Genomic DNA, 24,385 nt, shown 5'->3' on the forward strand with positions numbered 1-24,385 from the left:
GGCCGGCGGGAGTCCTCGGGGGGCCTGAGACGGGGTGGTCGGGGTGACGGCCCGGCCCGCTGCCGGGGCCCGGGCTGCCGTGCGGCCGCCCCGGCGGGTAACCTCCCGCTCATGTCCCGGCATGTCGCGATCGTCACCGATTCCACGGCCTACCTGCCACCCCAGACGATGGAGCGGCACGCCATCACCGCCGTTCCGCTCACCGTCGTCATCGGCGACCGCGCGCTGGAGGAGGGGACCGAGATCTCGGCCCGCTCGCTCGCCGAGGCGCTGCAGAAACGCCGCTCAGTGACCACCTCGCGGCCCGCCCCCGAGGTCTTCGCGGCGGCCTACCGCGCCGCCGCCGAGGGAGGGGCCCAGGGGATCGTCTCGTTGCATCTGTCCGGGGAGTTCTCCGGCACCTACGACGCCGCCGTGCTCGCGGCCAAGGATGCTCCCGTGCCCGTCCGGGTCGTCGACACGCGGATGGTGGGGATGGCCCTCGGCTTCTGTGCCCTCGCGGCGGCGGAGGTCGTCGAGGCGGGCGGCTCGCTGGACGAGGCCGTCGCGGCGGCGGAGAAGCGGGCGGCCGGCACCTCGGCCTTCTTCTACGTGGACACGCTCGAGTATCTGCGGCGCGGCGGGCGCATCGGGGCGGCGCAGGCGCTGCTCGGGTCGGCGCTGGCCGTGAAGCCGCTGCTCGAACTCGACGGCGGGCGCATCGAGCTGCGCGAGAAGGTGCGCACGGCGTCGAAGGCGATCGCCCGTCTTGAGGAGATCGCGGTCGAGCGGGCGGGAAACGGTCCCGTCGACGTCGCCGTGCACCACCTGTCCGCGCCCGAGCGGGCCGCCGCGCTGGCCGAGCGGCTGCGTGAGCGGCTGACGGCCGTGGAGGACCTGCAGGTCACCGAGGTCGGTGCGGTCATCGGCGCGCACACGGGGCCGGGGCTGCTCGCGGTCGTCGTCTCCCCGCGCTGACGAGCCGCCGGGGCCGCGCGATCCCTCGTGCGGGTGACGGAGTTATCCACAACTGGGCGTTTGTCCACCGGATTTGAAGGGTCTCGGCAGGTTCGGGCGGAAGTCCCTAACGTCGGATCCATGACTCTTCGTACACACATCGGATCACGACACGGCGCACCCACCAGCGGCCCCGGCAGGCCGCCGGGATCGGACGGCCGGGCCACCCGCCGCCGTACCCGGACGGATCGCACGGTGCGGGCCGGCCGGCCGGGGCGGCACGCGGCCGGACCGGCGTCGGAGGCGCTACGACGCAGGGGCGAGGCGCTGTTCCCGCCGACGGCACCTCCGGAGCCGCGCGCGCCTGAGCCGCCGGAGCCGCGCGCGCCTGAACTTCCCGGGTCCCGGGTGCCCGAGCCTCCGGAGCCGCGCGCGCCTGAGCCCCCGCAGCCGCGCGCGCCCGAGCCGCCGGAGCCGCCCGGACTCCCCGTGGCGGATCGGGCCGGACCGGAGCCGCCGGTGTGGCACGGGGAGCGCTTACGGCTCGCGCTGCGCGAGCGGCTGCCCGTGTGGATCCAGGCGCGGTGCGGGCTCGAACGGCGCTCGCTGGCCGCCCTCGCCGTGGTCCTCGTGGTGGCCGCGGGCGTCGCCGGTGCCTTCTTCTGGACGGGGCGGCCCCAGCAGGTCAGGGCGCCGGAGGTGGTGGCGGCGGCCCGGCCGCTGCCCGAGACGCCGCCGTTGACCGAGCCCGCGGACCATTCGCCTGCCGGTGCCGGTGCCGGTGCCGGTGCCGGTGCCGGTGCGGGTGTGGGGACGGCTGTGGGTGCGGTGGCCGGGGCGGTGGGGACAGGGGCGGGCGCCGGTGCCGCCGGTGCCGCTCCGGTGGTCGTGGTGGACGTCGGGGGCAAGGTGCTCCGGCCCGGGGTGTTCACGCTGCCCGCCGGGTCCCGCGTCACCGACGCCCTGCGCGCGGCGGGCGGCGTGCGTCCCGGCACGGACCTGACGGGCCTCAACCGGGCCAGGGTGCTCCTGGACGGCGAGCAGGTGGTGGTCGGACTGCCGGGCGCCGCGACGAGCGGCACGGGAGCGAACGGCGCCGGTGCCGGAGGCGCGGCCGGCGCGGGCAGTCGCGCGGCCCCGGGACTGCCGGGCCCCGCCGCCCCGCTCAGCCTCAACGCGGCGACCGTGGAACAGCTCGACGGGCTGCCCGGGGTCGGTCCGGTGCTCGCCCGCCACATCGTCGAACACCGCGTCCGGCACGGGGGGTTCCGGTCGGTCGCCGAGCTGCGGGACGTGAACGGGATCGGCGCACGCCGGTTCGCGGACCTCGCGCCGCTGGTCCGGCCATGAGCGAGGACGTGCGCCGGCTGTACGGAGGGGACGAGGGCCCGGCCGACCTGAGACTCGTCCCGCCGGCCCTCGCCGCCTGGGGCGCGGCGGCGCTCGCGGTGGGCGCGGCCGGCTGGTGGACGGTCGGGGGCGTGCTGTTCTGCCTGGCCGGTGCGGCGCTGCTGCTGGTGCCGGCCGGGCGACGCGGGTCGCGGGTGACGGCGTGCGCCGGGGTGCTGCTCTGCGCTGCGGCGGGGGCCGCGTCGGGTGGGTTGCACGCGGCCGATCTGCGGCGCGGCCCGGTGCCCGAACTCGCCCGCACGGAGGCCCGGGTGGCTGTGGAGGTGACGGTCACCGCCGATCCCCGGCTCACCCGGCCCCGGGTGAGCGGAAGCAGGGCGGCCCCGGTCTTCGTGGTCGTCACGGGCGAGGTGGTAAGGGTCGAGGAAAGGGACGGTGCCGAGCACCGGACCAGGGCGCCGGTCCTGGTCCTCGTGCCCGCGCGGGAGGGTCGGCAGGAGTGGCTGGGGTTGCTGCCCTCGACCCGGATCGGGGTGGCGGGACGGCTCTCGCCGGCCCGGTCCGGCGACACCGTCGCCGCGGTGCTGCGGGCCGACGCCGACGGGCCGCCGCGGATCGTCGGGCCGCCCAGCGCCCTCCAGCGGAAGGCCGGGGAGCTGCGTGCGGGGTTGAGACGGGCGACGGAGGGGCTGTCCCCGGACGCCCGGGCGCTGCTGCCGGGCCTCGTGGTGGGCGACACCTCCCGCATCGGGCCCGAGCTGAAGGAGGCCTTCGAGGCGACCGATCTGACGCATTTGTTGGCAGTGTCGGGTTCGAACCTCACCGTCGTGCTGTTGCTGCTCATCGGGAGGCCCGGCACCGCGCAGCAGGTCGAGCGGGGCGGGCTGGCCCCCAGACTCGGCATCCCGCTGCGGGCCACGGCTCTCGCCGGGGGCGGGCTGACCCTCGCCTTCGTGGTCGTGTGCCGCCCCGATCCGAGCGTGCTGCGGGCGGCGGCGTGCGGGCTCGTCACCCTGCTCGCCATCGCGACCGGTCGGCGCCGCTCGCTGCTCCCGGCGCTCGCCGCGGTGGTACTCCTCCTCGTGCTCTACGACCCCTGGCTCGCCCGGAGTTACGGCTTCCTGCTCTCGGTCCTGGCGACCGGGGCGCTGCTCACCGTCGCCCCGCGCTGGAGCGACGCCCTGCGGCGGCGCCGGGTGCCCGGACGGATTGCCGAGGCGCTGGGCGCGACGCTCGCGGCGCAGATGCTGTGCGCGCCCGTCGTGGCGGTCTTCGCGGCCCGGGTGAGCCTGGTCGCGGTCCCCGCGAATCTGCTCGCGGAGCCCGCGGTGGCCCCGGCCACGGTCCTCGGATTCGCCACCCTGGCGCTCGCGGCCGGGTGGCCGGGGGCGGCGGAGGCGCTGGCGAGGGTCGCGGCCCTGCCCGCCGGTTGGATCGCGAAGGTGGCCCGCACCGGGGCGGAGCTCCCCGGAGCGGAGTCGCCCTGGCCGGACGGCTGGTGGGGCGGCCTGGCGCTCGCGCTGCTCTCCGGGCTGGTGCTGCTCGCCCTGTGGCGCCTGCCGTTGCGGCGGTGGATCGGGGTGGGCTGCGCGGTGCTGCTGTTCCTGGCCGTGGTGCGGCCGCCGCCGCTGGTCCGGCTCGTCACGGGCTGGCCGCCGCCGGGCTGGGTGTTCGCGATGTGCCAGGTCGGCCAGGGGGACGCGACCGTCCTCGCGGCGGGCGGGGACGCGGCCGTGGTGGTGGACGCCGGACCGGACCCGGAGCCGGTCGACCGGTGCCTGCGGGATCTCGGGGTGCGCCGTGTGCCGCTCCTGGTGCTCACCCACTTCCACGCGGACCACGTGGCCGGGCTGCCGGGGGTGCTGCGCGGGAGGGCGGTGGGGGCGATCCAGGTGACCGGGCTCGAAGAGCCGCCGGGGCAGGCGGAGTTCGTACGGCGGACGGCGCTGGCGGCCGGTGTGCCGCTGGTGCGGGCCGGGGCGGGGGAGCGGCGCAGGATCGGAGCGCTGGAGTGGCGGGTGCTGTGGCCGCGGGCCGGCCCGGGGGCGCTGGGCCCGGCGGGAGCGGGGGAGGCGACGGAGTCGGGGCCGAACGACGCCAGCGTCACGCTCTTCGTCCGGACCACGGGCGGGCTGAAGCTGCTGCTGCTCGGTGATCTCGAACCCCTGGCGCAGCAGGCCCTGTTGCGGGCGTACCCGGCGCTGCCGCCCGTCGACGTGCTGAAGGTCGCGCACCACGGCTCCGCGCACCAGGACCCGGGGCTGATACGGGCGGTGCGGCCGCGGCTCGCCCTGGTGTCGGCCGGCCGGGACAACCCGTACGGGCATCCGTCGCCGCGGACGGTGTCGGCGCTGCGGGCCGGTGGAGCGCGGGTGCTGAGCACGGACCGGGAGGGGGCGATCGCGGTGACGGGCGCGGGCGTCGGGCTCACGGCGCACACGTCCGCCGGGCGGGCGGGGGAGGGGGACGACGGCGCAGGAGGCTTGTAAAGGAGTCTTTCTAAAGATACGTTTACATCATGAGCGAGCAGCAGCCTCGAAGCATCCGGCTCACCGACCCCCGGGCCTTGCGGGCCTACGCCCATCCGACGCGGATGACCCTCGTGGGTCTGCTGCGGCGCAGTGGGCCGTTCACCGCCACCAGGGCGGCCGAACTGACCGGCGAGTCCGTCGCCAGCTGCTCGTACCACCTGCGGATACTCGCCAAGTACGGACTGGTCGAGCAGGCGCCGGGCGGCAAGGGGCGGGAGAAGCCGTGGCGGGCGACGGCCCAGTACACGGAGTGGCCGGACCACAGCGAGGACGCGGCGGTCGCCGAGGCGGCGGACGCGCTCAGCGGCGCCGCGATCGAGCTGTACTTCCACCGGGTCCTCCGGGCCGTGGAGAACCGGCACACGCTGCCCAAGGAGTGGCGGGAGGCCGAGCAGTACGGCGACTCGCTGCTCCATCTGACTCCCGAGGAGCTCACCGGTCTCGGGCGGCGGATCGCGGAACTGCTGCGGCCCTACGAGGAGCGTGAGCTCGACCCGGCCCGGCGTCCCGAGGGCGCCGAGCCCGTCGGCATCCTGCGGATCGCCTTCCGGGAGCGCGACCTTCCCGCGGGCGATGACGACCGGGGTGGCGGCGAAGGCAGTGCCGACGGCGACGGCGACGACCACAGGGACGAACAGGGGGAGTGACCGATGGTGATCATGACGCGCATACCCGCGCTGCTGCGGGAGCGGCCGTTCCGGCGGTACTGGACCGGCCAGACGGTCTCGCTCGTCGGCGACCAGATCTCCCTCATGGCCCTTCCGCTCGCCGCCGTGCTCGTCCTCGGCGCCGACGCCGCCGAGATGGGCTGGCTGAAGACGGCCGAGCTGCTGCCCGCGCTGCTGCTCAACCTGCCCTTCGGGGCATGGGCGGACCGGCAGGCCCGGCGCCGGCGCGCGATGATCGCCGCCGACCTCGGGCGGGCCGCGCTCTTGCTGACCCTGCCGGTCGCCTACCTGCTGGACGCCCTGACGCTCGCTCAGCTCTACGCGGTGGCCTTCTCGGTGGGGGCGCTCACCGTGCTCTTCGACGCGTGCAACACCACGCTGTTCGTGGCGCTCGTCCCCACCGAGCGCTACGTGCAGGCGAACTCGCTCGTCAACGGCAGTCGGTCGATGGCCTGGCTGGCGGGCCCGGGGATCGGCGGTGTGCTGGTGCAGGTGCTCACCGCGCCCTTCGCGCTGCTCGCGGACGCGCTCAGCTATGTGGTCTCGGCCGGGTACCTGGCCCGGCTCCGCCCCGTCGAGCCCGCTCCCGCGCCGGTCGAGAAGGGGCACTTCACCGAGGGGCTGCGCTGGGTGCTGCGGGACTCCTCGATGCGCGCGCTGTTCGCGGCCTCCGGCACGGTGCAGTTCTTCAACTACATGTTCCACACCCTCTTCGTGCTCTACGCGACGACCGAACTCGGCCTGAACGCGGGCGTGCTGGGCGCGGTGCTCGCGGCCGGTGCGGTGGGCGGCCTGATCGGGGCGCTGTGCAGCGGGGCGGTCGTGCGGCGGATCGGCATCGGGCGGTCCCTCGTCGCCGGCTTCCTGGGCTTCACCCTGCCCCTCCTGCTGATACCGGCCGCGAGCGGTCCGCTGCCGCTGGTCATCGGGCTGCTCTTCGTCGCCGAGTTCCTGTCCTGCGCGGGGGTGATGATCGTCGACGTCGCGGCCGGGTCGTTCCAGATGGCGCTGATACCCGACGTCGTGCGGGCCCGGGTGATGGGTGCCTTCCGGACCCTCAACCACGGCTTCCGCCCGCTCGGCGCGCTCGCCGGCGGTGTGCTCGGCACGGCGCTGGGGCTGCGGCCCACCCTCTGGCTCGCCACCGTGGGCGCGGTCTTCGCGGTGGTGTGGGTGCTGCCCTCGCCGCTGCCGCGGCTGCGCCAGCTGCCGGAGCGGACCCCGGTCACCTCACACGTGTAAGTGGAATGCTCAATTCGGACCCTCGGTAACACTTGCGCCGTTTGCCTCGAACGGCGCAACAGTGATCGAATGCGTCTTCGTTGAAGCGGAAACGTGAGTGGTTTGCACGGGGGTACGTGAAGTGTTCGGTCTGTTCGGTAAGCGCGGTGCGGGAGCCTCCCGGGGCGGCCCGCTCGCGGGACTCACGGTGCCGTCCTCGGCGGGAGTGCTGAGCTGCCGGGTTCTGGACCCCGTCAGCGAGCCGGTCCGCCAGGCCGAGTTCGTGGTCAGCGACACGGCCGGCCGCAAGGTCCTCGCCGGGGAGACCGACCCGTACGGCAGCCTCCTCGCGACCGTGCCCGCCGGGGAGTACCGGCTCGCGGTCACGGCCGAGGGCTACACGCCGTACCACGGCAACGCCGTCGTCGCGGAGAGCGCGCACGCCAGCCTCGGCGACGTGCTGCTCCAGGTCGCGCCCCCGCAGCCGCTGCCGGAACCGGGCGACTGGGAGATCGACCCGACGCATTCCCAGATCGGCTTCACCGCACGGCACATCGGCCTCGCGCGGATCCACGGCCGCTTCAACAGCTTCGCCGGTGCGGTCCGTATCGGCGAGCGCATGGAGCGGTCGGCCATGCACGTCGTGATCGACGCGGCGTCCATCGACACCGGTGTGCGGATGCGGGACGACCACCTGCGGTCCGCCGACTTCCTCGACGTCGGCGCCTTTCCCACGCTGGAGTTCTACAGTGAGCGCTTCGTCCACAAGGGCGGCAGCCGCTGGGCCGTCACCGGCGCGCTCACCCTGCACGGCGTCAGCCGGACGGTGACGCTCGACACCCAGTACCTGGGCCTCGGCAACGGCCTGCAGGGAGAGACCCGGGGCGCCTGCCGGGCGACCACCGAACTGCACCGCGAGGACTTCACGCTGACCTGGCAGACGCTCCTCGCGCGCGGGATCGCGGCGGTCGGCTCCAGCATCACGATCGACCTGGACGTCCAGATCGTGCCCAAGTCGCAGGCCTAGCCGCCGCCCCACCCCCCCGCGTGGCAGCGGCGCTACGGGGCCTCCAGCCAGCCCTCGTACTCGGCGGCCAGGGCGTCCAGGGCCGCCGGGTCCAGGCGCCGGTCCGGGTCCTCGACCACCACCAGCCACTGGGCGTCCTCGGCGTCGTCCTCGCCGGCCAGGGCGTCCCGTACGAGCTGGGGCTCCTCCGCGACGCCGAAGCGGTCGGGGAGTTCCTCGGCGACCTCCTCGGCCGCGTCACGGTCGGGGAGGACCAGTACGTGTCTCACATCGCTCACGTGCACATTCTCGACGATGGCCGGGCCGGGGCCGGGCCGGGGCCGGACCCGCTGTCGGTGGCGCGTGGGATGCTGGAGCGCGATGGCCACCAAGAAGTCTTCCCCCGACGATCTCCTCGCCCCCCTCACGCTTGCCGTGGGCCAGGAGGACCTGCTGCTGGACCGCGCGGTCCGCGAGGTGGTGGCGGCGGCCCGCGCCGTCGACGCCGACACGGACGTGCGCGACCTCGCCCCGGAACAGCTCCAGCCCGGCGCGCTGGCGGAGCTGACCAGCCCCTCGCTCTTCGCCGAGCGCAAGGTCCTGGTCGTGCGGAACGCGCAGGACCTGTCGGCGGACACGATCAAGGACATCAAGGCCTACATCGACGCGCCGGCCGAGGAGATCAGCCTCGTGCTGCTGCACGCGGGCGGCGCCAAGGGCAAGGGGCTCCTCGACGCGGCCCGCAAGGCGGGGGCCCGGGAGGTGGCCTGCCCGAAGACGACGAAGCCGGCGGAGCGGCTGACGTTCGTGCGGCAGGAGTTCCGGACGCTCGGGCGTTCGGCCACGCCCGAGGCCTGCCAGGCGCTCGTCGACGCGATCGGCAGCGATCTGCGGGAGCTGGCCTCCGCTGTCTCGCAGCTGACCGCGGACGTCGACGGGACGATCGACGAGGCGGTCGTCGGGCGCTACTACACGGGCCGCGCCGAGGCCTCGTCCTTCACGGTCGCCGACCGCGCCGTCGAGGGGCGGGCGGCGGAGGCGCTGGAGGCGCTGCGGTGGTCGCTGTCGACGGGGGTCGCCCCCGTCCTCATCACCAGCGCTCTCGCCCAGGGCGTCCGGGCGATCGGCAAGCTCTCCTCGGCCCGCGGCGGCCGCCCGGCGGACCTCGCCCGCGAGCTCGGCATGCCGCCGTGGAAGATCGACCGGGTCCGGCAGCAGATGCGGGGGTGGACGCCGGACGGTGTCGCGCTGGCGCTGCGGGCGGTCGCGGAGGCGGACGCGGGGGTGAAGGGCGGCGGGGACGACCCGGAGTACGCCCTGGAGAAGGCCGTCGTGGCGATCGCCCGGGCGGCACGGATGCGACGAGGCTGAGGGGCCGCGCCTCCTCTGTGCGCCGCCGCGCTGCACGCATCTGGCATGCGCCCGCCCATCGCCCGCTCGCCCGCTCGCCCGTGCGGCCATGCGCCTGTGCGCCCATGCGCCTGTGCGCCCATGCGCCTGTGCGCCCATGCGCCCGCTCGCCCATGCGCCCGTGCGGCCATGCGCCTGTGCGCTCATACGCCCGTGCGCCTTCGCGCCCGTGTGTCCCGTGCGCCCGCCCGTCCCGCCCTGCGGGACGACTGCCCGCCCCCCGGTGGCCGGTACGCCGCAGGCCCCGGTGCTGTCCTGGGGAAGGACGGCGCCGGGGCCTGCGGGGTGTTGCCGGGGTGGCTCGTACACGCGTGGCGAACGCGTCTCGCGTACGGAGCCGGGTGGCCGGGCGGGAGCGGTTAGAGGGCCCGCTGGGTCCCGTACGGCCGTGTCACATCAGAGCTCAGCCCTGGAGGGAGGCAACCTTGGTGGCCAGCGCCGACTTCTTGTTGGCGGCGGCGTTCTTGTGGATGACACCCTTCGAGACAGCCTTGTCGAGCTGACGCGAGGCGGCACGAGCGGCAACGGTGGCCTTCTCGAGGTCGCCGGCGGCGACAGCCTCACGGGCCTTGCGGATCGCGGTCTTGAGCGACGACTTGACGGCCTTGTTGCGCAGGCGCGCCTTCTCGTTGGTCTTGTTCCGCTTGATCTGGGACTTGATGTTCGCCACGAAAAGAGCCTTTACAGGTTCGATGTTTCTTCAGGATGTGCCGCGCAGCTGAGAGGGCACACGAGACACAGCTGTCCACGGTATCAGCCGCTCTCCAGACCGCCCAAACCGAGCACCGGCCCACAGTCATGGGACCATGGAGCCTACGTATCCGTTCTGAACATCGCCCGAGACGAGAACCCTGCGTGCCCGCGACTCCTACCAACGTGCCCGAGCCGAGCCGTACCGACCCGGCTCTGATCCGCAATTTCTGCATCATCGCGCACATCGACCACGGCAAGTCCACGCTTGCCGACCGGATGCTCCAGCTGACCGGTGTGGTCGACCAGCGGCAGATGCGCGCCCAGTACCTCGACCGGATGGACATCGAGCGTGAGCGCGGCATCACGATCAAGTCCCAGGCGGTCCGTCTCCCCTGGGCCCCCACCGAGGGGCCGGAGCAGGGCCGGACGCACATCCTGAACATGATCGACACCCCCGGGCACGTCGACTTCACCTACGAGGTGTCGCGTTCGCTGGCCGCCTGCGAGGGCACGATCCTGCTGGTGGACGCCGCTCAGGGCATCGAGGCGCAGACCCTCGCCAACCTCTACCTGGCGATGGAGAACGAGCTCACCATCGTCCCGGTGCTCAACAAGATCGACCTCCCGGCCGCCCAGCCGGAGAAGTTCGCCGAGGAACTGGCCAACCTCATCGGCTGCCAGCCGGAGGACGTGCTCAAGGTCTCCGCCAAGACCGGCATGGGCGTCGAGGCGCTGCTCGACCGGGTCGTCCGGGACATCCCGGCGCCGGTGGGCGTCGCCGACGCCCCGGCCCGCGCGATGATCTTCGACTCGGTCTACGACTCGTACCGCGGCGTCGTCACGTACGTCCGTGTCGTCGACGGCCAGCTCAACAAGCGTGAGCGCATCCGCATGATGTCGACCGGCGCCACCCACGAGCTCCTGGAGATCGGCACCAACTCGCCCGAGATGCTGCCGGCCGACGGCCTCGGCGTCGGCGAGGTGGGCTATCTCATCACCGGCGTGAAGGACGTCCGCCAGTCCAAGGTCGGTGACACGATCACCTCCCAGAGCAAGGGCGCCGAGGAGGCGCTCGGCGGCTACAAGGACCCGAAGCCGATGGTCTTCTCGGGTCTGTATCCGCTGGACGGCTCGGACTACCCCGAGCTGCGCGACGCCCTCGACAAGCTGCAGCTCAACGACGCCGCGCTGGTCTACGAGCCGGAGACGTCCGCCGCCCTCGGCTTCGGCTTCCGTGTCGGCTTCCTCGGCCTGCTCCACCTCGACGTGATCCGCGAGCGTCTGGAGCGCGAGTTCGGTCTCGACCTGATCGCCACCGCCCCCAACGTGGTCTACCGCGTGGTCATGGAGGACGGCAGCGAGCACACGGTCACGAACCCGAGCGAGTTCCCCGAGGGCAAGATCAGCGAGGTGTTCGAGCCGGTCGTGCGCGCCACCATCCTGGCGCCCACCGAGTTCATCGGCTCCATCATGGAGCTGTGCCAGACCCGGCGCGGCACCCTCCTCGGCATGGACTACCTCTCCGAGGACCGCGTCGAGATCCGCTACACCCTGCCGCTGGCCGAGATCGTCTTCGACTTCTTCGACCAGCTGAAGTCCAAGACCCGCGGCTACGCCTCGCTCGACTACGAGCCCACCGGCGAGCAGGCCTCCAGCCTGGTCAAGGTCGACATCCTGCTGCACGGCGACAAGGTGGACGCCTTCTCGGCGATCACCCACAAGGACGCCGCGTACGCCTACGGTGTGCGGCTGGTCGCCAAGCTGCGCGAGCTCATCCCGCGGCAGGCCTTCGAGGTGCCCATCCAGGCCGCCATCGGCTCCCGGGTCATCGCCCGCGAGACCATCCGCGCCATCCGCAAGGACGTCCTCGCCAAGTGCTACGGCGGTGACATCTCCCGTAAGCGGAAGCTGCTGGAGAAGCAGAAGGAAGGCAAGAAGCGGATGAAGATGGTCGGCTCCGTGGAGGTCCCGCAGGAGGCCTTCATCGCCGTCCTGTCGAGTGACGACGCGGCCGGCGGCAAGGCCAAGAAGTAGCCGGAGCGGAGGCCGCCCAGTAGCTGCCCCGTACATCGAGATGTACCCCGAACGGGTCTGTGCGCCGTGTGCGTGCAGACCCGTTCGTTATATGCAAGCCCTTACGCGCCAGTCCCCGGCGCTCTACTCTGAAGCCGCTCGAAGGTTACTCGCCAGTTAGTTACGCACTGTCCGACCCACCGCCTGACCGCACCGCCGCCGCCCGGAGGACGTCGTGAGCGACACACAGACCCTGATCGAGAACCGGCCGCCGTCCGTGGCGACCCTCTTCCTTGAGCGAGTCGAGCGGACGCCGGACGCCGAGGCCTATCGCTACCCCGTCCCCGCCGCCGGCGACGGGCCGGACGACTGGAAGTCGCTCAGCTGGGCGCAGGCCGCCGAGCGCGTCTACGGCATCGCCGCCGGCCTCGTCGACCTCGGCGTCCAGCCGGAGGAGCGGGTCGCGCTCGCCTCCTCGACCCGGGTCGAGTGGATCCTCGCCGACCTCGGCGTCATGTGCGCCGGCGCCGCCGTCACCACGATCTACCCGCAGACCAACGCCGAGGAGTCGGCGTTCATCCTGGCCGACTCCGACTCGCGCGTCCTGATCGCGGAGAACGCGGCCCAGCTCGCCAAGGCCGTCGAGCGCCGCGCCGACCTGCCGAAGCTCCACCACGTCGTCGTCATCGACGCCGAGGGCGCGGACACCTCCGACGAGTGGGTGCTCACCCTCGCCGACCTGGAGGCGCGCGGCAAGGCCTACCTGGAGAAGCACCCGGAGGCCGTGAAGGAGCGCGTCGGGGCCATCACCGCCGACCAGCTGGCCACCCTCATCTACACCTCGGGCACCACCGGCCGTCCCAAGGGCGTGCGCCTTCCGCACGACAACTGGTCGTACATGGCCAAGGCCATCGCCTCCACCGGCCTGATCACCAAGGACGACGTGCAGTACCTGTGGCTGCCGCTCGCCCACGTCTTCGGCAAGGTGCTCACCTCCGGCCAGATCGAGGTCGGCCACGTCACCGCGGTCGACGGCCGCATCGACAAGATCATCATGAACCTGCCGGTCGTGCAGCCCACCTACATGGCCGCCGTCCCGCGCATCTTCGAGAAGGTCTACAACGGCGTCGCCGCGAAGGCGCGCGAGGGCGGCGCGGCCAAGTACAAGATCTTCCAGTGGGCGGCCGGCATCGCCCGCGAGTACGCCAAGGTCACCCAGGACAACTTCCGCCGTACGGGCACGGCCTCCGCGCCCTTCGGCCTCGCCGCCAAGCACAAGGTCGCCGACGCGCTCGTCTACAAGAAGCTCCGCGAGGCCTTCGGCGGCCGGCTGCGCGCCGCAGTCTCCGGCTCCGTCGCGCTCGCGCCCGAGATCGGCTACTTCTTCTCCGGCGCCGGCATCCACATCCTGGAGGGCTACGGCCTGACGGAGTCCTCCGCCGCCTCCTTCGTCAACCCGGGCGAGGCCTACCGCACCGGCACGGTCGGCAAGCCGCTGCCCGGCACGGAGGTCCGCATCGCCGACGACGGCGAGATCCTGCTGCGCAGCCCCGGCGTCATGGAGGGCTACCACGGCCTGCCGGAGAAGACCGCGGAGGTCCTGGAGCCGGACGGCTGGTTCCACACCGGCGACATCGGCGAGCTGTCCGCGGACGGCTACCTGCGGATCACCGACCGCAAGAAGGACCTGTTCAAGACCTCCGGCGGCAAGTACATCGCGCCGACGGAGATCGAGGGCCAGTTCAAGGCCGTCTGTCCGTTCGTCTCGAACATCGTGGTGCTCGGCGCCGACCGGAACTACTGCTCCGCGCTCATCGCCCTCGACGAGCCCGCGATCCTCGGCTGGGCGGCCGAGCACGAGCTCGGCGGGAAGTCCTACGCGGAGGTCGTGGCGTCCCCGCAGGTCGAGCAGCTGATCGAGGGCTACATCGGGCGCCTCAACGAGGGCCTGCAGCGCTGGCAGACGATCAAGAAGTTCCGCCTCCTGCCGCGCGACCTCGACGTCGAGCACGGCGAGCTCACGCCGAGCCTGAAGATGAAGCGGCCGGTGGTCGAGCGGACCTACCAGCACCTGATCGACGAGATGTACGAGGGAGCGCGGGAGGCCTGACGGCCTGGACGCCGGGGGCCTGCGCTCCGAGGGCCCGGCGGTCCAGCGGCCTGACCTGGGCCTTCGGAGTTATCCACAGGGGCGGCGCTTACGTCGGGCGGTACGGGACAATGGGCTCATGCCTTCCGTACTGCCCGATGGTGAGCCCATGCCCGAGGACGGTGCGCTGCCCGCGAGCGCCCTGCAGGGCGCCGGGGAGCGGCCGCTCGGGTTCTATCTGCACGTGCCGTACTGCGCGACCCGCTGCGGTTACTGCGACTTCAACACCTACACCGCGAGCGAGCTGCGCGGTGCCGGGGGCGTGCTCGCCTCCCGGGAGAACTACGCGGGGCAGGTGGCCGAGGAGATACGGCTCGCCCGCAAGGTCCTCGGCGACGACCCGCGTCCGGTGCGGACCGTCTTCGTCGGCGGCGGCACCCCCACGCTGCTCGACGCGGGCGATCTCGTGTCCATGCTCGCCGTCATCCGGGACGAGTTCGGGCTCGCGGACGACGCCGAGGTGACGACGGAGGCGAACCCGGAGTCCGTCGACCCCGCGTATCTGGCGACGCTGCGCGAGGGCGGCTTCAACCGGATCTCCTTCGGCATGCAGAGCGCCCGGCAGCACGTGCTGAAGATCCTCGACCGCAGCCACACGCCCGGACGCCCCGAGGCGTGCGTCGCCGAGGCGCGGGCGGCCGGCTTCGACCACGTCAACCTGGACCTCATCTACGGCACGCCCGGCGAGTCCGACGACGACTGGCGGGCGTCCCTGGACGCGGCGATCGGCGCCGGGCCGGACCACGTCAGCGCCTACGCGCTCATCGTGGAGGAGGGCACGCAGCTGGCGCGGCGCATCCGGCGCGGCGAGATACCCATGACGAACGACGACGTGCACGCGGACCGGTACCTGATCGCGGAGGACGTGCTGTCCGGGGCGGGCTACGAGTGGTACGAGGTGTCCAACTGGGCCACCTCCGATGCCGGCCGCTGCCTGCACAACGAGCTGTACTGGCGCGGCGCCGACTGGTGGGGCGCCGGACCGGGCGCCCACAGCCACGTGGGCGGGGTGCGCTGGTGGAACGTCAAGCATCCGGGCGCGTACGCGGCGGCCCTGGGGTCCGGGAAGTCGCCCGGAGCCGGCCGGGAGCTCCTGACGGAGGAGGACCGGCGGGTGGAGCGGGTGCTCCTCGAGCTGCGGCTGCGTGAGGGGGTCGAGCTGGAGCTGCTCCGGCCGGCGGGCCTGGCGGCGTCCCGCAAGGCCCTGGAGGACGGCCTCCTCGCGCCCGAGGCGTACGGCGCGGGCCGTGCCGTGCTGACGCTGCGGGGGCGGCTGCTGGCCGACGCGGTCGTCCGCGACCTGGTCGACTGACCCCAAGCGACTCCCCCCCGGGCGCCTCCCGCCCGGCGCGCCTCCCGCCCCCCGGGTGCCTTCCGTCGGGGACGCTTTGGCCGTTGTGGGCACGGCCCACCGCGGGCTGCGGGCCGCGGCGGGCTGCGGGCCGTGTCGGGCTGCGGGTCGAGTTGGGTGGGGTGGTTCGGTTGGGTTAGGGGGCTGTGACGAAGTCGATGAGTTCTTCCACTCGGCCCAGGAGGGCCGGCTCCAGGTCCTTGTAGGAGTGGACCTTCGACAGGATGTGCTGCCAGGCCGCGCCCGTGTTCTCCGGCCAGCCGAGGGCGCGACAGACGCCGGTCTTCCAGTCCTGGCCGCGGGGGACGGTCGGCCAGGCGGGGATGCCGACCGAGGAGGGCTTCACCGCCTCCCAGACGTCGATGTAGGGGTGGCCGACCACCAGGACGTCGGGGGAGGTGACCTGGGCCGCGATGCGGGACTCCTTGGAGCCGGGGACCAGGTGGTCGACCAGGACGCCCAGGCGGGCGTCCGGGGCGGGGGCGAAGTCGGCGACGACGGCCGGGAGGTCGTCGACGCCCTCCAGGTACTCCACGACCACGCCCTCGACGCGCAGGTCGTCGCCCCAGACCTTCTCGACCAGCTCGGCGTCGTGGCGGCCCTCCACGTAGATGCGGCCCGCCCGGGCGACGCGCGCCCGGGCGCCCGGGACCGCGATCGAGCCGGAGGCCGTACGGGTGGGGTGGGACGGGGCCGGGCGGGAGGGGCGGACCAGGGTGACCACCCGGCCCTCCAGCAGGAAGCCGCGCGGTTCCAGCGGGAAGACCCGGTGCTTGCCGAAGCGGTCCTCCAGGGTCACCGTGCCCGCCTCGCAACGGATCACCGCCCCGCAGAAGCCCGTCGAGACCTCCTCGACCACGAGGTCGCGGTCCGCCGGGACCTCGGGGACGGGGGCCGACTTCTTCCAAGGAGGCGTCAGGTCCGGGTTGTAGCTGCGCATTTGCGCGACGCTACGACACCTCGAAGCGGCGTGCCAGTTCCTCCCGTTGGCGTCGCACGAAGTCCGCGTCGACCAGCGCGCCGTGCCCCGGCACGTACAGCGCGTCCTCGCCGCCCAGGGACAGCAGGCGGTCGAGGGCGGCCGGCCATCGGCTCGGGATCGCGTCCGGGCCCGCCTGTGGCTCGCCCGACTCCTCCACCAGGTCGCCGCAGAAGACGACCTCCCGCTCGTCCGGCACGAGGAGTACCAGGTCGTGGCCCGTGTGGCCGGGCCCGACGTTGGCCAGGAGGACCTGCCGCCCGCCCAGGTCCAGGGTCCACTCACCGGTGACGGTGTGGCTCGGCGCCACCAGCGCCTCCGCGGCCTGGGTCGCCTCCCGCTCGTCCACCCCCTGCCGTACCGCGTCCTTCCACAGTTCCTCCCGCTCCCGCGGCAGCAGCGTGTCCATGCCGACCGCGCCGAAGACCTCGGCCCCCGGGAAGGCCGCGGTGCCCAGCACATGGTCGAAATGGGGGTGGCCGAGTGCGATGTGTGTCACCTCACGGCCGGCCAGCGCGGTCGCCTGCTCGCGCACCTCGGCGCCCTGCGCGAGGGTGGCGCCCGTGTCGTAGAGAAGCACCGCGTCCCGCCCGATCACCAGGCCCACCGTGGCGTCCCACCCCGGCAGCCGGCGCCGGCCGACCCCTCGTCCGAGCCGCTCCCAGCCGTACGTCTCCCAGTTCACGTCCATGCCCAGACGCTATCCGCTGCACCCGCTTCGACCCCGCCTCCTTGCCAGGAGCGATGTCGGCCGCCTTACACTGGCCGGGGGTTTCCTGGCACTCGGACAGGGCGAGTGCCAAAAGCGGAGCAACCGGAACCGGATCGACAGCTGGAGGTGCGCGCGATGCTCAGCGAACGCAGACTCGAGGTGCTGCGCGCCATCGTCCAGGACTACGTCGGGACGGAGGAGCCGGTCGGCTCCAAGGCGCTCACCGAGCGCCACAAGCTCGGCGTGTCGCCCGCCACCGTGCGCAACGACATGGCGGTCCTGGAGGAGGAGGGGTACATCGCCCAGCCTCACACCAGCGCCGGGCGCATCCCCACCGACAAGGGCTACCGCCTGTTCGTGGACCGGCTGGCCGGCGTCAAGCCGCTGTCGACCCCCGAGCGGCGGGCGATCCACAACTTCCTCGACGGAGCCGTCGACCTCGACGACGTCGTCGGCCGCACGGTCCGGCTGCTCGCGCAGCTCACCCGGCAGGTCGCCGTCGTGCAGTACCCCTCGCTGACCCGTTCGACGGTCCGGCACGTGGAGCTGCTGTCGCTGGCCCCCGCCCGGCTGATGCTGGTGCTCATCACCGACACCGGCCGGGTCGAGCAGCGCGTGATCGACTGCCCGGCGCCCTTCGGCGAGACCTCCCTGGCAGACCTGCGGGCCCGGCTCAACAGCCGGGTCGTCGGCCGCCGGTTCGCCGACGTGCCGCAGCTGGTGCAGGACCTGCCGGACTCCTTCGAGGAGATCGAGGACCGCGGCACGGTCTCGACCGTGCTCGCGACCCTCCTGGAGACCCTCGTGGAGGAGCAGGAGGAGCGGCTCATGATCGGCGGCACCGCCAATCTGACCCGCTTCGGACATGACTTCCCCCTGACGATCAGGCCCGTCCTGGAAGCCCTGGAGGAGCAGGTCGTCCTCCTGAAGCTGCTCGGCGAGGCCAAGGAATCGGGCATGACCGTACGCATCGGGCACGAGAACGCCCACGAGGGACTGACGTCCACGTCGGTCGTCTCGGTCGGCTACGGTTCCGGCGGCGAGGCAGTCGCCAAACTCGGCGTGGTCGGACCGACCCGCATGGACTACCCCGGAACGATGGGAGCGGTACGCGCAGTGGCACGTTACGTCGGACAGATCCTGGCGGAGTCGTAAGTGGCCACCGACTACTACGCCGTACTCGGCGTACGCCGCGACGCGTCGCAGGACGAGATCAAGAAGGCCTTCCGCCGCCTTGCCCGCGAGCTTCACCCGGACGTGAACCCGGACCCGAAGACGCAGGAGCGGTTCAAGGAGATCAACGCCGCGTACGAGGTCCTCTCGGACCCGCAGAAGAAGCAGGTCTACGACCTCGGCGGCGACCCGCTGTCCGCCTCCGGCGGCGGCGGTGGGGCCGGCGGCTTCGGCGCGGGCGGCTTCGGGAACTTCTCGGACATCATGGACGCCTTCTTCGGTACGGCGTCCCAGCGCGGCCCGCGCTCGCGCACCCGGCGCGGCCAGGACGCGATGATCCGCCTGGAGGTCACCCTCGACGAGGCGGCCTTCGGCACCACCAAGGACATCCAGGTCGACACGGCCGTCGTCTGCACCACCTGCTCGGGTGAGGGCGCCGCGCCCGGCACCACCGCGCAGACCTGCGACATGTGCCGCGGCCGTGGCGAGGTCTCCCAGGTCACCCGGTCCTTCCTGGGCCAGGTCATGACCTCCCGCCCCTGCCCGCAGTGCCAGGGCTTCGGCACCGTCGTCCCGACCCCGTGCCCCGAGTGCGCGGGCGACGGGCGCGTGCGGTCCCGCCGTACGCTCACGGTGAAGATCCCGGCCGGTGTCGACAACGGCACCCGCATCCAGCTCGCGGGTGAGGGCGAGGTCGGCCCCGGCGGCGGCCCCGCCGGCGACCTGTACGTCGAGATCCATGAGATCCCGCACGACGTCTTCCAGCGGCGCGGCGACGACCTGCACTGCACGGTCACCATCCCGATGACGGCGGCCGCGCTCGGCACGAAGGTGCAGCTGCAGACGCTGGACGGCCTGGAGGACGTCGACATCCGCCCGGGCACCCAGTCCGGCCAGTCGATCCCGCTGCACGGCCGTGGCGTCACCCACCTGCGCGGCAACGGCCGGGGCGACCTGATCGTCCACGTCGAGGTCCAGACCCCGACGAAGCTCGACCCGGAGCAGGAGCGCCTGCTGCGCGAGCTGTCCAAGCTGCGGGGCGAGGAGCGCCCGACGGGCCAGTTCCAGCCGGGGCAGCAGGGGCTGTTCTCGCGCCTGAAGGACGCGTTCAACGGGCGCTGAGCCGGCAGCGGCGTATGCGTGAGGGGCGGTCCCGCGAATTCGCGGGGCCGCCCCTTCCTCGTTTCTCGCGGCGGGGCCGCCTCTTCGCGTTCCTCGCGGCGGGGCCGCCCCCTCGCGTTCCTCGCGGCGGGACGCCCCTCCGCGTCCTCGCGGCGAAAGCCCTCCGCGTCCTCGCGGCGAAAGCCCTCCGCGTCCTCGCGGCGGCGGGACGCCCCTTTGTGTCCTCGCGGCGGGGGCGATGCCGGCCCGGGTCGTAGCGCCCCTGGCCGTGCCGCGTGGGCGCGTGGCGGCGGCGCGGCCGTGCCGCTGTGGCCGCCGCTCGGGCCGCCGCCGCGGTCGCCTCGTGGCCCTCTTGTATCGATTCGGCCGCGCCGTTCGGGCATGGCACGATGCCTGCATGTCCACCGCTCTGAACGATCTCTCTCGTCATCCGATCGTGCAGGCCCCCATGGCGGGTGGCGCCTCCTCTCCCGAGCTCGTCGGGGCCGTCTGCGAGGCCGGGGCGCTCGGGTTCCTGGCCGGGGGGTACAAGACCGCGGGCGGGCTCTACCAGGAGGTCAAGCGGGTGCGCGGGCTCACCGCGCGGCCCTTCGGGGTCAACCTCCTCATGCCGCCCGGCGGACAGGCCGCCGACCCCGGCGCCGTCGAGGTCTACCGGCACCAGCTCGCCGGTGAGGCCACCTGGTACGAGACGGCGCTCGGCGACGCCGAGCAGGGGCGGGACGACGCGTACGACGCCAAGCTGGCGATCCTCCTCGACGACCCCGTGCCGGTCGTCTCCTTCGCCTTCGGCTGCCCCGACCGCGACGCGCTGGACGCGTTCGCGCGGGTCGGCACGTTCACGATCGTCACCGTGACGTCCGTCGAGGAGGCCCGGACCGCCGAGCGCGCCGGGGCGGGCGCGATCTGCGTGCAGGGCGCGGAGGCGGGCGGGCACCGGAGCACCCACCGGGACGAGCCGGCCGACGGCCCCGCCCCCGGCCGGGCCCGCGGGCTGCTGCCGCTGCTCACGGAGATCCGCGAGGCCGTCCGGCTGCCGCTGGTCGCGGCCGGCGGGATCATGCGCGGCCGTCAGATCGCCGCCGTGCTCGCCGCGGGCGCCGACGCCGCGCAGCTCGGCACCGCGTTCCTCGTCTGCCCCGAGTCGGGGGCGCATCCGCTGCACAAGCGGGCCCTCACCGATCCGCTGTTCACCCACACCGAGTTCACCCGGGCCTTCTCCGGGCGCCCCGCGCGGGGGCTCGTCAACCGCTTCCTGCGCGAGCACGGGCCGTACGCCCCCGCCGCGTACCCCGAGGTCCATCACCTCACCGCCCCGCTGCGCAGGGCCGCCGCCACCGCGGGCGACCCGCAGGGGATGGCCCTGTGGGCCGGGCAGGGGCACCGGATGGCGCGGGAGCTCCCGGCCGGGCGGCTGGTCGAGGTCCTCGCCGAAGAACTCGACGCCGCCCTCTCGTCCCTTTCCGGCACCGCACGCACCAGGAGCACCTCGTGACCGCACCCGTCTTCGTCGTCGACACCGTTCCCGGGGGCGGCAGCTTCCTCCTCGACGGGCCCGAGGGCCGGCACGCCGTCTCCGTGAAGCGGCTGCGCGCCGGGGAGGACGTCGTCCTGACCGACGGGCGGGGGCGCTGGGCCGAGTGCGTCGTGCTGTCCGCCGAGGGCAAGGACCAGCTGACCGTGCGGGTCTCGGCGGACCACGAGGAGCCCGCGCCCGCGCCCCGCGTGACCGTCGTCCAGGCGCTGCCCAAGGGCGACCGCGGCGAACTGGCCGTCGAGATCATGACGGAGACCGGCGTGGACGCGATCGTGCCGTGGGCGGCGTCCCGTTGCATCACGCAGTGGAAGGGCGACCGGGGCCTGAAGGCGCTCGCGAAGTGGCGGGCCACCGCCCGCGAGGCCGGCAAGCAGTCGCGCCGCACCCGCTTCCCGGAGGTGGCCGACCTCATGACGTCCAAGCAGGTCGCCGCGCTGCTCGCGGAGGCCGACTTCGCGGCCGTCCTGCACGAGGACCGGGCCCACCCCAGCGGCGCGCTGGCCACCGCCGAGCTGCCGGACAAGGGCTCGATCGTGCTCGTCGTGGGGCCCGAAGGCGGCGTGTCGCCGGAGGAGTTGGCGCTCTTCGAGGGCGCCGGGGCCGCGCCGTACCGCCTCGGTCACAGCGTCCTGCGCACCTCCACGGCCGGCACGGCGGCCGCGGCGCTCGTGCTGGGGCGGACGGGCCGCTGGTCGTAGCGGGGCGGGGCCGTGGTGCCGTCGGGCGGCGGGGCGTCGGGCGGGGTCGTGCGGGGCGGTTGCGTGGGCCGTCGGTCGGGCGGGGCGGTTCAGCCGGGTCGGGTGGGCGGGCCGTCGTGTGTCGTGGGCCGTCGCGTCGGCGGACCGTCGGACTGTCGGACCGTAGGGCCGTCAGCGCGGCGGGTCGTCGGGTGGCGGGCCGGTGTGTCGTACGGCGTCGGGCGGGGGCGGCGCGTCGTGCCGGTGCCCCGGTCGGGCGTCGGCCGGGAGGTCGCCGTGGGCCGATACGATGCGCGTGTACTGATGATCGACGGAGGCGAGGAGGCCCGGGCCATGGCCGGAGAGCCGCAGAGCGACTGCCTGTTCTGCAAGATCGCGGAGGGGGAGGTCCCGGCGACGATCGTGCGCGCCACCGAGACGACGCTCGCCTTCCGCGACATCAACCCGCAGGCGCCGACCCACGTCCTGGTCATCCCGCGCCTGCACTACCCGGACGCCGCCTCCCTCGCGGCCGCCGCGCCGACCGTCGCCGCCGACGTCCTCCGGGAGGCCGGCGAGATCGCGGCGCAGGAGAAGGTCGACGGCAGCGGCTTCCGCATCGTCTTCAACACCGGCGCCGGCGCCGGCCAGACCGTGTTCCACGCGCACGCCCACGTCCTCGGCGGCCGCGGCCTCAACTGGCCGCCCGGATAGGCCGGGACACCCCCTTGTCCGTACGCGAACTGGTCGTCCTCGGTACGGCCAGCCAGGTCCCGACCCGGCACCGCAACCACAACGGCTATCTGCTGCGCTGGGACGGGACCGGCATCCTCTTCGACCCCGGCGAGGGCACCCAGCGCCAGATGCTCCGTGCCGGGGTCGCGGCGCACGACCTGAACCGGATCTGCGTCACGCACTTCCACGGCGACCACTCGCTGGGACTGGCCGGGGTGATCCAGCGGATCAACCTCGACCAGGTCCCGCACCCCGTCACCGCGCACTACCCGGCGAGCGGGCAGCGGTACTTCGAGCGGCTGCGGTACGCGACGGCCTACCGCGAGACCGTACGTCTGGTGGAGCAGCCGGTCGCCGCCGACGGACCGCTCGCCGTCACCGACGCGTACACGCTCGACGCGCGGCTGCTCTCCCACCCCGTGGAGTCGTACGGCTACCGGCTCACCGAGCCCGACGGGCGCCGCCTCCTGCCCGAGCGGCTCGCCGCGCACGGCATCAAGGGCCCCGACGTGGGGCGCATCCAGCGCGAGGGCGTCCTGAACGGCGTCACGCTGGAGCAGGTGAGCGAGGTGCGGCGCGGGCAGCGGTTCGCCTTCGTCATGGACACCCGGCTGTGCGACGGGGTGTACGCGCTCGCCGACGGCGCCGACATGCTCGTCATCGAGTCCACCTTCCTCGACGAGGACGTCCGGCTCGCCACCGACCACGGCCACCTGACCGCCGGTCAGGCGGCGGCCGTCGCCCGGGACGCGGGCGTACGGCACCTCGTGCTGACGCACTTCTCGCAGCGGTACGCCGAGCCCGAGGAGTTCGAGCGGCAGGCACGGGCGGCCGGGTTCGAGGGGGAGCTGAGCATTGCCCAGGACCTGATGAGGGTCCCCCTACCGAAGAGACAGAACGCTTCCTGATGCCCGTACCCAAGGCCGAACTGCACCTCCACATCGAAGGCACCCTCGAACCCGAGCTGGCGTTCGCGCTGGCCGCGCGGAACGGCGTCACGCTGCCGTACGCGGACACCGAGGCGCTGCGCGAGGCGTACCGCTTCAGTGACCTCCAGTCCTTCCTGGACCTGTACTACGCGCTGATGGCGGTCCTGCGCACCGCCGACGACTTCACCGAGCTCGCCGACGCGTATCTGGCGCGGGCCGCGGAGCAGGGTGTGCGGCACGCCGAGATCTTCTTCGACCCGCAGGCGCACGTGGCGCGCGGCGTGCCCTTCGGCGTCGTCGTCGAGGGCCTCGGCGCGGCGCTCGACCGCGCCGAGGAGCGGCACGGGATCTCCACCCGGCTCATCATGTGCTTCCTGCGCGACGAGTCGGCGGAGTCGGCGATGGCGACGCTGGAGGCCGCGAAGCCGTATCTGGACCGGATCACCGGGATCGGCCTCGACTCGGCGGAGGTCGGGCATCCGCCGGTGAAGTTCCGCGAGGTGTACGAGGCGGCCGCCCGCCTCGGCCTGCGGCGGGTCGCCCACGCGGGGGAGGAGGGGCCGCCGGCGTACATCCGCGAGGCCCTCGACGTGCTCGGCGTCGAGCGCGTCGACCACGGTCTGCGGTGCCTGGAGGATCCCGCGCTCGTGGAGCGGCTCGTCCGCGAGCGGATTCCGCTGACCCTGTGCCCCCTCTCGAACGTGCGGCTGCGTGCCGTCGACACGATCGAGCAGCATCCGCTGCGGGCGATGCTGGACGCGGGGCTGGTGGCGACGGTCAACTCCGACGACCCGGCGTACTTCGGGGGCTACGTCGGCGACAACTACGGCGCGGTGCGTGATGCGTTGGGGCTGTCCGCCGATCAGCTGCGGACGCTGGCGCGGAACTCGTTCCTGGCGTCCTTCCTGGAGGACGAGGAGGGGCGGCGGGAGCGGTACCTGGCGGAGGTCGAGGCGTACGAGTTCGTGGGGGAGTAGGGCGCCTGCGGCGGGCCTTCCCCCACCCCGCCCCTTCCCGAAACCGGGGCTCCGCCCCGGCCCCCGCGCCTCAAACGCCGGCGGGGCTGGATGTGCCGGCGAGGCTGGATATGCCGGCGGGCCGGATAGGCCGGTGGGGCAGAGGTGGCGTGTGGTGCTGGGTCCGCCCCCGGGCCGGTGGGCCGGCGCCCGTTCGGTGGGTTGATCGGGGCTCCG

At 73.4% G+C, this 24,385-nt stretch carries 21 protein-coding genes; 17 read left to right on the forward strand and 4 right to left on the reverse strand.

The annotated features are described in order from the left end of the window. Positions 1-111: 111 nt before the first annotated feature. From ACIGXE_RS01955 to ACIGXE_RS01980, 6 genes are all read left to right on the forward strand, one after another. Entirely contained in the window at positions 112-957 is an 846-nt protein-coding gene (locus tag ACIGXE_RS01955) for a DegV family protein (RefSeq protein ID WP_399741539.1), read from the forward strand. Between the two features lie 468 nt (positions 958-1,425). Continuing rightward, positions 1,426-2,286: a helix-hairpin-helix domain-containing protein gene (locus ACIGXE_RS01960; RefSeq protein ID WP_399741542.1), complete on the forward strand. Its 861-nt coding sequence runs from the start codon at positions 1,426-1,428 to the stop codon at positions 2,284-2,286. Next, positions 2,283-4,775, forward strand: a complete 2,493-nt coding sequence (locus tag ACIGXE_RS01965) for a ComEC/Rec2 family competence protein (protein WP_399741544.1) — start codon at positions 2,283-2,285, stop codon at positions 4,773-4,775. Before ACIGXE_RS01960 ends, ACIGXE_RS01965 begins: the two co-directional genes overlap by 4 nt. Positions 4,776-4,804: 29 nt before the next feature. Further along, entirely contained in the window at positions 4,805-5,464 is a 660-nt protein-coding gene (locus tag ACIGXE_RS01970) for a winged helix-turn-helix domain-containing protein (RefSeq protein WP_399741547.1), read from the forward strand. A gap of 3 nt (positions 5,465-5,467) precedes the next feature. Next, positions 5,468-6,727 (forward strand): MFS transporter, encoded by a 1,260-nt coding sequence (locus ACIGXE_RS01975; RefSeq protein ID WP_399741550.1) that lies wholly within the window; start codon positions 5,468-5,470, stop codon positions 6,725-6,727. A 121-nt stretch (positions 6,728-6,848) separates the two neighbouring features. Beyond that, on the forward strand, positions 6,849-7,733 hold the full coding sequence (locus tag ACIGXE_RS01980; RefSeq protein ID WP_399741553.1) for a YceI family protein: 885 nt from the start codon (positions 6,849-6,851) through the stop codon (positions 7,731-7,733). 32 nt (positions 7,734-7,765) lie between these two features. On the opposite strand, the gene ACIGXE_RS01985 is transcribed toward ACIGXE_RS01980, so the two are convergent. Continuing rightward, positions 7,766-8,011, reverse strand: a complete 246-nt coding sequence (locus tag ACIGXE_RS01985) for a hypothetical protein (RefSeq protein WP_399741556.1) — start codon at positions 8,009-8,011, stop codon at positions 7,766-7,768. An 82-nt stretch (positions 8,012-8,093) separates the two neighbouring features. Here ACIGXE_RS01985 and holA point away from each other — a divergent pair, with 82 nt between their 5' ends. Next, complete coding sequence (gene holA, locus ACIGXE_RS01990) at positions 8,094-9,083, forward strand: DNA polymerase III subunit delta (RefSeq protein ID WP_399741557.1); 990 nt, start codon at positions 8,094-8,096, stop codon at positions 9,081-9,083. Positions 9,084-9,525: 442 nt separating this feature from the next. Here the strand turns inward: holA and rpsT are convergent, their stop codons facing one another. Continuing rightward, on the reverse strand, positions 9,526-9,792 hold the full coding sequence (rpsT, locus tag ACIGXE_RS01995) for a 30S ribosomal protein S20 (RefSeq protein ID WP_030211082.1): 267 nt from the start codon (positions 9,790-9,792) through the stop codon (positions 9,526-9,528). A gap of 185 nt (positions 9,793-9,977) precedes the next feature. Between rpsT and lepA the strand changes: the two genes are divergently transcribed. The 3 genes from lepA to hemW all read left to right on the forward strand — a co-directional run bounded on the left by lepA (position 9,978) and on the right by hemW (position 15,289). Continuing rightward, positions 9,978-11,849, forward strand: coding sequence for a translation elongation factor 4 (gene lepA / locus ACIGXE_RS02000; protein ID WP_399741561.1), 1,872 nt, complete (start codon positions 9,978-9,980; stop codon positions 11,847-11,849). 214 nt (positions 11,850-12,063) lie between these two features. Next, positions 12,064-13,938: an AMP-dependent synthetase/ligase gene (locus ACIGXE_RS02005; RefSeq protein WP_399741564.1), complete on the forward strand. Its 1,875-nt coding sequence runs from the start codon at positions 12,064-12,066 to the stop codon at positions 13,936-13,938. 118 nt (positions 13,939-14,056) lie between these two features. After that, the gene (gene hemW / locus ACIGXE_RS02010) at positions 14,057-15,289 is read left to right on the forward strand and encodes a radical SAM family heme chaperone HemW (RefSeq protein ID WP_399741567.1); all 1,233 of its coding nucleotides are present in this window, start codon (positions 14,057-14,059) and stop codon (positions 15,287-15,289) included. Between the two features lie 175 nt (positions 15,290-15,464). On the opposite strand, the gene ACIGXE_RS02015 is transcribed toward hemW, so the two are convergent. Both ACIGXE_RS02015 and ACIGXE_RS02020 read right to left on the reverse strand, forming a co-directional pair. Beyond that, positions 15,465-16,268, reverse strand: coding sequence for a DUF3097 domain-containing protein (locus tag ACIGXE_RS02015; protein ID WP_399741570.1), 804 nt, complete (start codon positions 16,266-16,268; stop codon positions 15,465-15,467). A gap of 10 nt (positions 16,269-16,278) precedes the next feature. Beyond that, entirely contained in the window at positions 16,279-16,998 is a 720-nt protein-coding gene (locus tag ACIGXE_RS02020) for an MBL fold metallo-hydrolase (protein WP_399741573.1), read from the reverse strand. Between the two features lie 156 nt (positions 16,999-17,154). Here ACIGXE_RS02020 and hrcA point away from each other — a divergent pair, with 156 nt between their 5' ends. The 7 genes from hrcA (at position 17,155) to ACIGXE_RS02055 (ending at position 24,169) form a co-directional block, all read left to right on the forward strand. Beyond that, positions 17,155-18,174, forward strand: coding sequence for a heat-inducible transcriptional repressor HrcA (hrcA, locus tag ACIGXE_RS02025; protein WP_399741576.1), 1,020 nt, complete (start codon positions 17,155-17,157; stop codon positions 18,172-18,174). Next, positions 18,175-19,314, forward strand: a complete 1,140-nt coding sequence (gene dnaJ, locus ACIGXE_RS02030; RefSeq protein WP_399741578.1) for a molecular chaperone DnaJ — start codon at positions 18,175-18,177, stop codon at positions 19,312-19,314. 397 nt (positions 19,315-19,711) lie between these two features. Further along, positions 19,712-20,809 (forward strand): nitronate monooxygenase, encoded by a 1,098-nt coding sequence (locus ACIGXE_RS02035; RefSeq protein ID WP_399741581.1) that lies wholly within the window; start codon positions 19,712-19,714, stop codon positions 20,807-20,809. Beyond that, a complete protein-coding gene (locus ACIGXE_RS02040; RefSeq protein ID WP_399741584.1) occupies positions 20,806-21,549 on the forward strand; it encodes a 16S rRNA (uracil(1498)-N(3))-methyltransferase in 744 nt (247 codons plus the stop codon). The genes ACIGXE_RS02035 and ACIGXE_RS02040 overlap by 4 nt, the downstream gene beginning before the upstream one ends. Positions 21,550-21,882: 333 nt before the next feature. Continuing rightward, complete coding sequence (locus ACIGXE_RS02045) at positions 21,883-22,242, forward strand: histidine triad nucleotide-binding protein (RefSeq protein ID WP_399743686.1); 360 nt, start codon at positions 21,883-21,885, stop codon at positions 22,240-22,242. Positions 22,243-22,256: 14 nt separating this feature from the next. Continuing rightward, complete coding sequence (locus ACIGXE_RS02050) at positions 22,257-23,171, forward strand: ribonuclease Z (protein ID WP_399741586.1); 915 nt, start codon at positions 22,257-22,259, stop codon at positions 23,169-23,171. Further along, entirely contained in the window at positions 23,171-24,169 is a 999-nt protein-coding gene (locus ACIGXE_RS02055; protein ID WP_399741589.1) for an adenosine deaminase, read from the forward strand. Before ACIGXE_RS02050 ends, ACIGXE_RS02055 begins: the two co-directional genes overlap by 1 nt. Positions 24,170-24,385: the final 216 nt, after the last annotated feature.

The organism is Streptomyces sp. NPDC053431 (assembly GCF_044544925.1).
GTDB lineage: Bacteria > Actinomycetota > Actinomycetes > Streptomycetales > Streptomycetaceae > Streptomyces.

Bases quoted from the DNA above. Each gene is read 5' to 3' on its own strand.
- ACIGXE_RS01975 (WP_399741550.1), top strand. From the start codon at position 5,468: ATGGTGATCATGACGCGCATACCCGCGCTGCTGCGGGAGCGGCCGTTC.
- ACIGXE_RS01970 (WP_399741547.1), top strand. From the start codon at position 4,805: ATGAGCGAGCAGCAGCCTCGAAGCATCCGGCTCACCGACCCCCGGGCC.
- ACIGXE_RS02045 (WP_399743686.1), top strand. From the start codon at position 21,883: ATGGCCGGAGAGCCGCAGAGCGACTGCCTGTTCTGCAAGATCGCGGAG.
- ACIGXE_RS02035 (WP_399741581.1), top strand. From the start codon at position 19,712: ATGTCCACCGCTCTGAACGATCTCTCTCGTCATCCGATCGTGCAGGCC.
- ACIGXE_RS02015 (WP_399741570.1), bottom strand. From the start codon at position 16,268: ATGCGCAGCTACAACCCGGACCTGACGCCTCCTTGGAAGAAGTCGGCC.
- hemW (WP_399741567.1), top strand. From the start codon at position 14,057: ATGCCTTCCGTACTGCCCGATGGTGAGCCCATGCCCGAGGACGGTGCG.
- holA (WP_399741557.1), top strand. From the start codon at position 8,094: ATGGCCACCAAGAAGTCTTCCCCCGACGATCTCCTCGCCCCCCTCACG.
- hrcA (WP_399741576.1), top strand. From the start codon at position 17,155: ATGCTCAGCGAACGCAGACTCGAGGTGCTGCGCGCCATCGTCCAGGAC.
- ACIGXE_RS01955 (WP_399741539.1), top strand. From the start codon at position 112: ATGTCCCGGCATGTCGCGATCGTCACCGATTCCACGGCCTACCTGCCA.
- ACIGXE_RS02020 (WP_399741573.1), bottom strand. From the start codon at position 16,998: ATGGACGTGAACTGGGAGACGTACGGCTGGGAGCGGCTCGGACGAGGG.
- ACIGXE_RS01965 (WP_399741544.1), top strand. From the start codon at position 2,283: ATGAGCGAGGACGTGCGCCGGCTGTACGGAGGGGACGAGGGCCCGGCC.
- ACIGXE_RS02055 (WP_399741589.1), top strand. From the start codon at position 23,171: ATGCCCGTACCCAAGGCCGAACTGCACCTCCACATCGAAGGCACCCTC.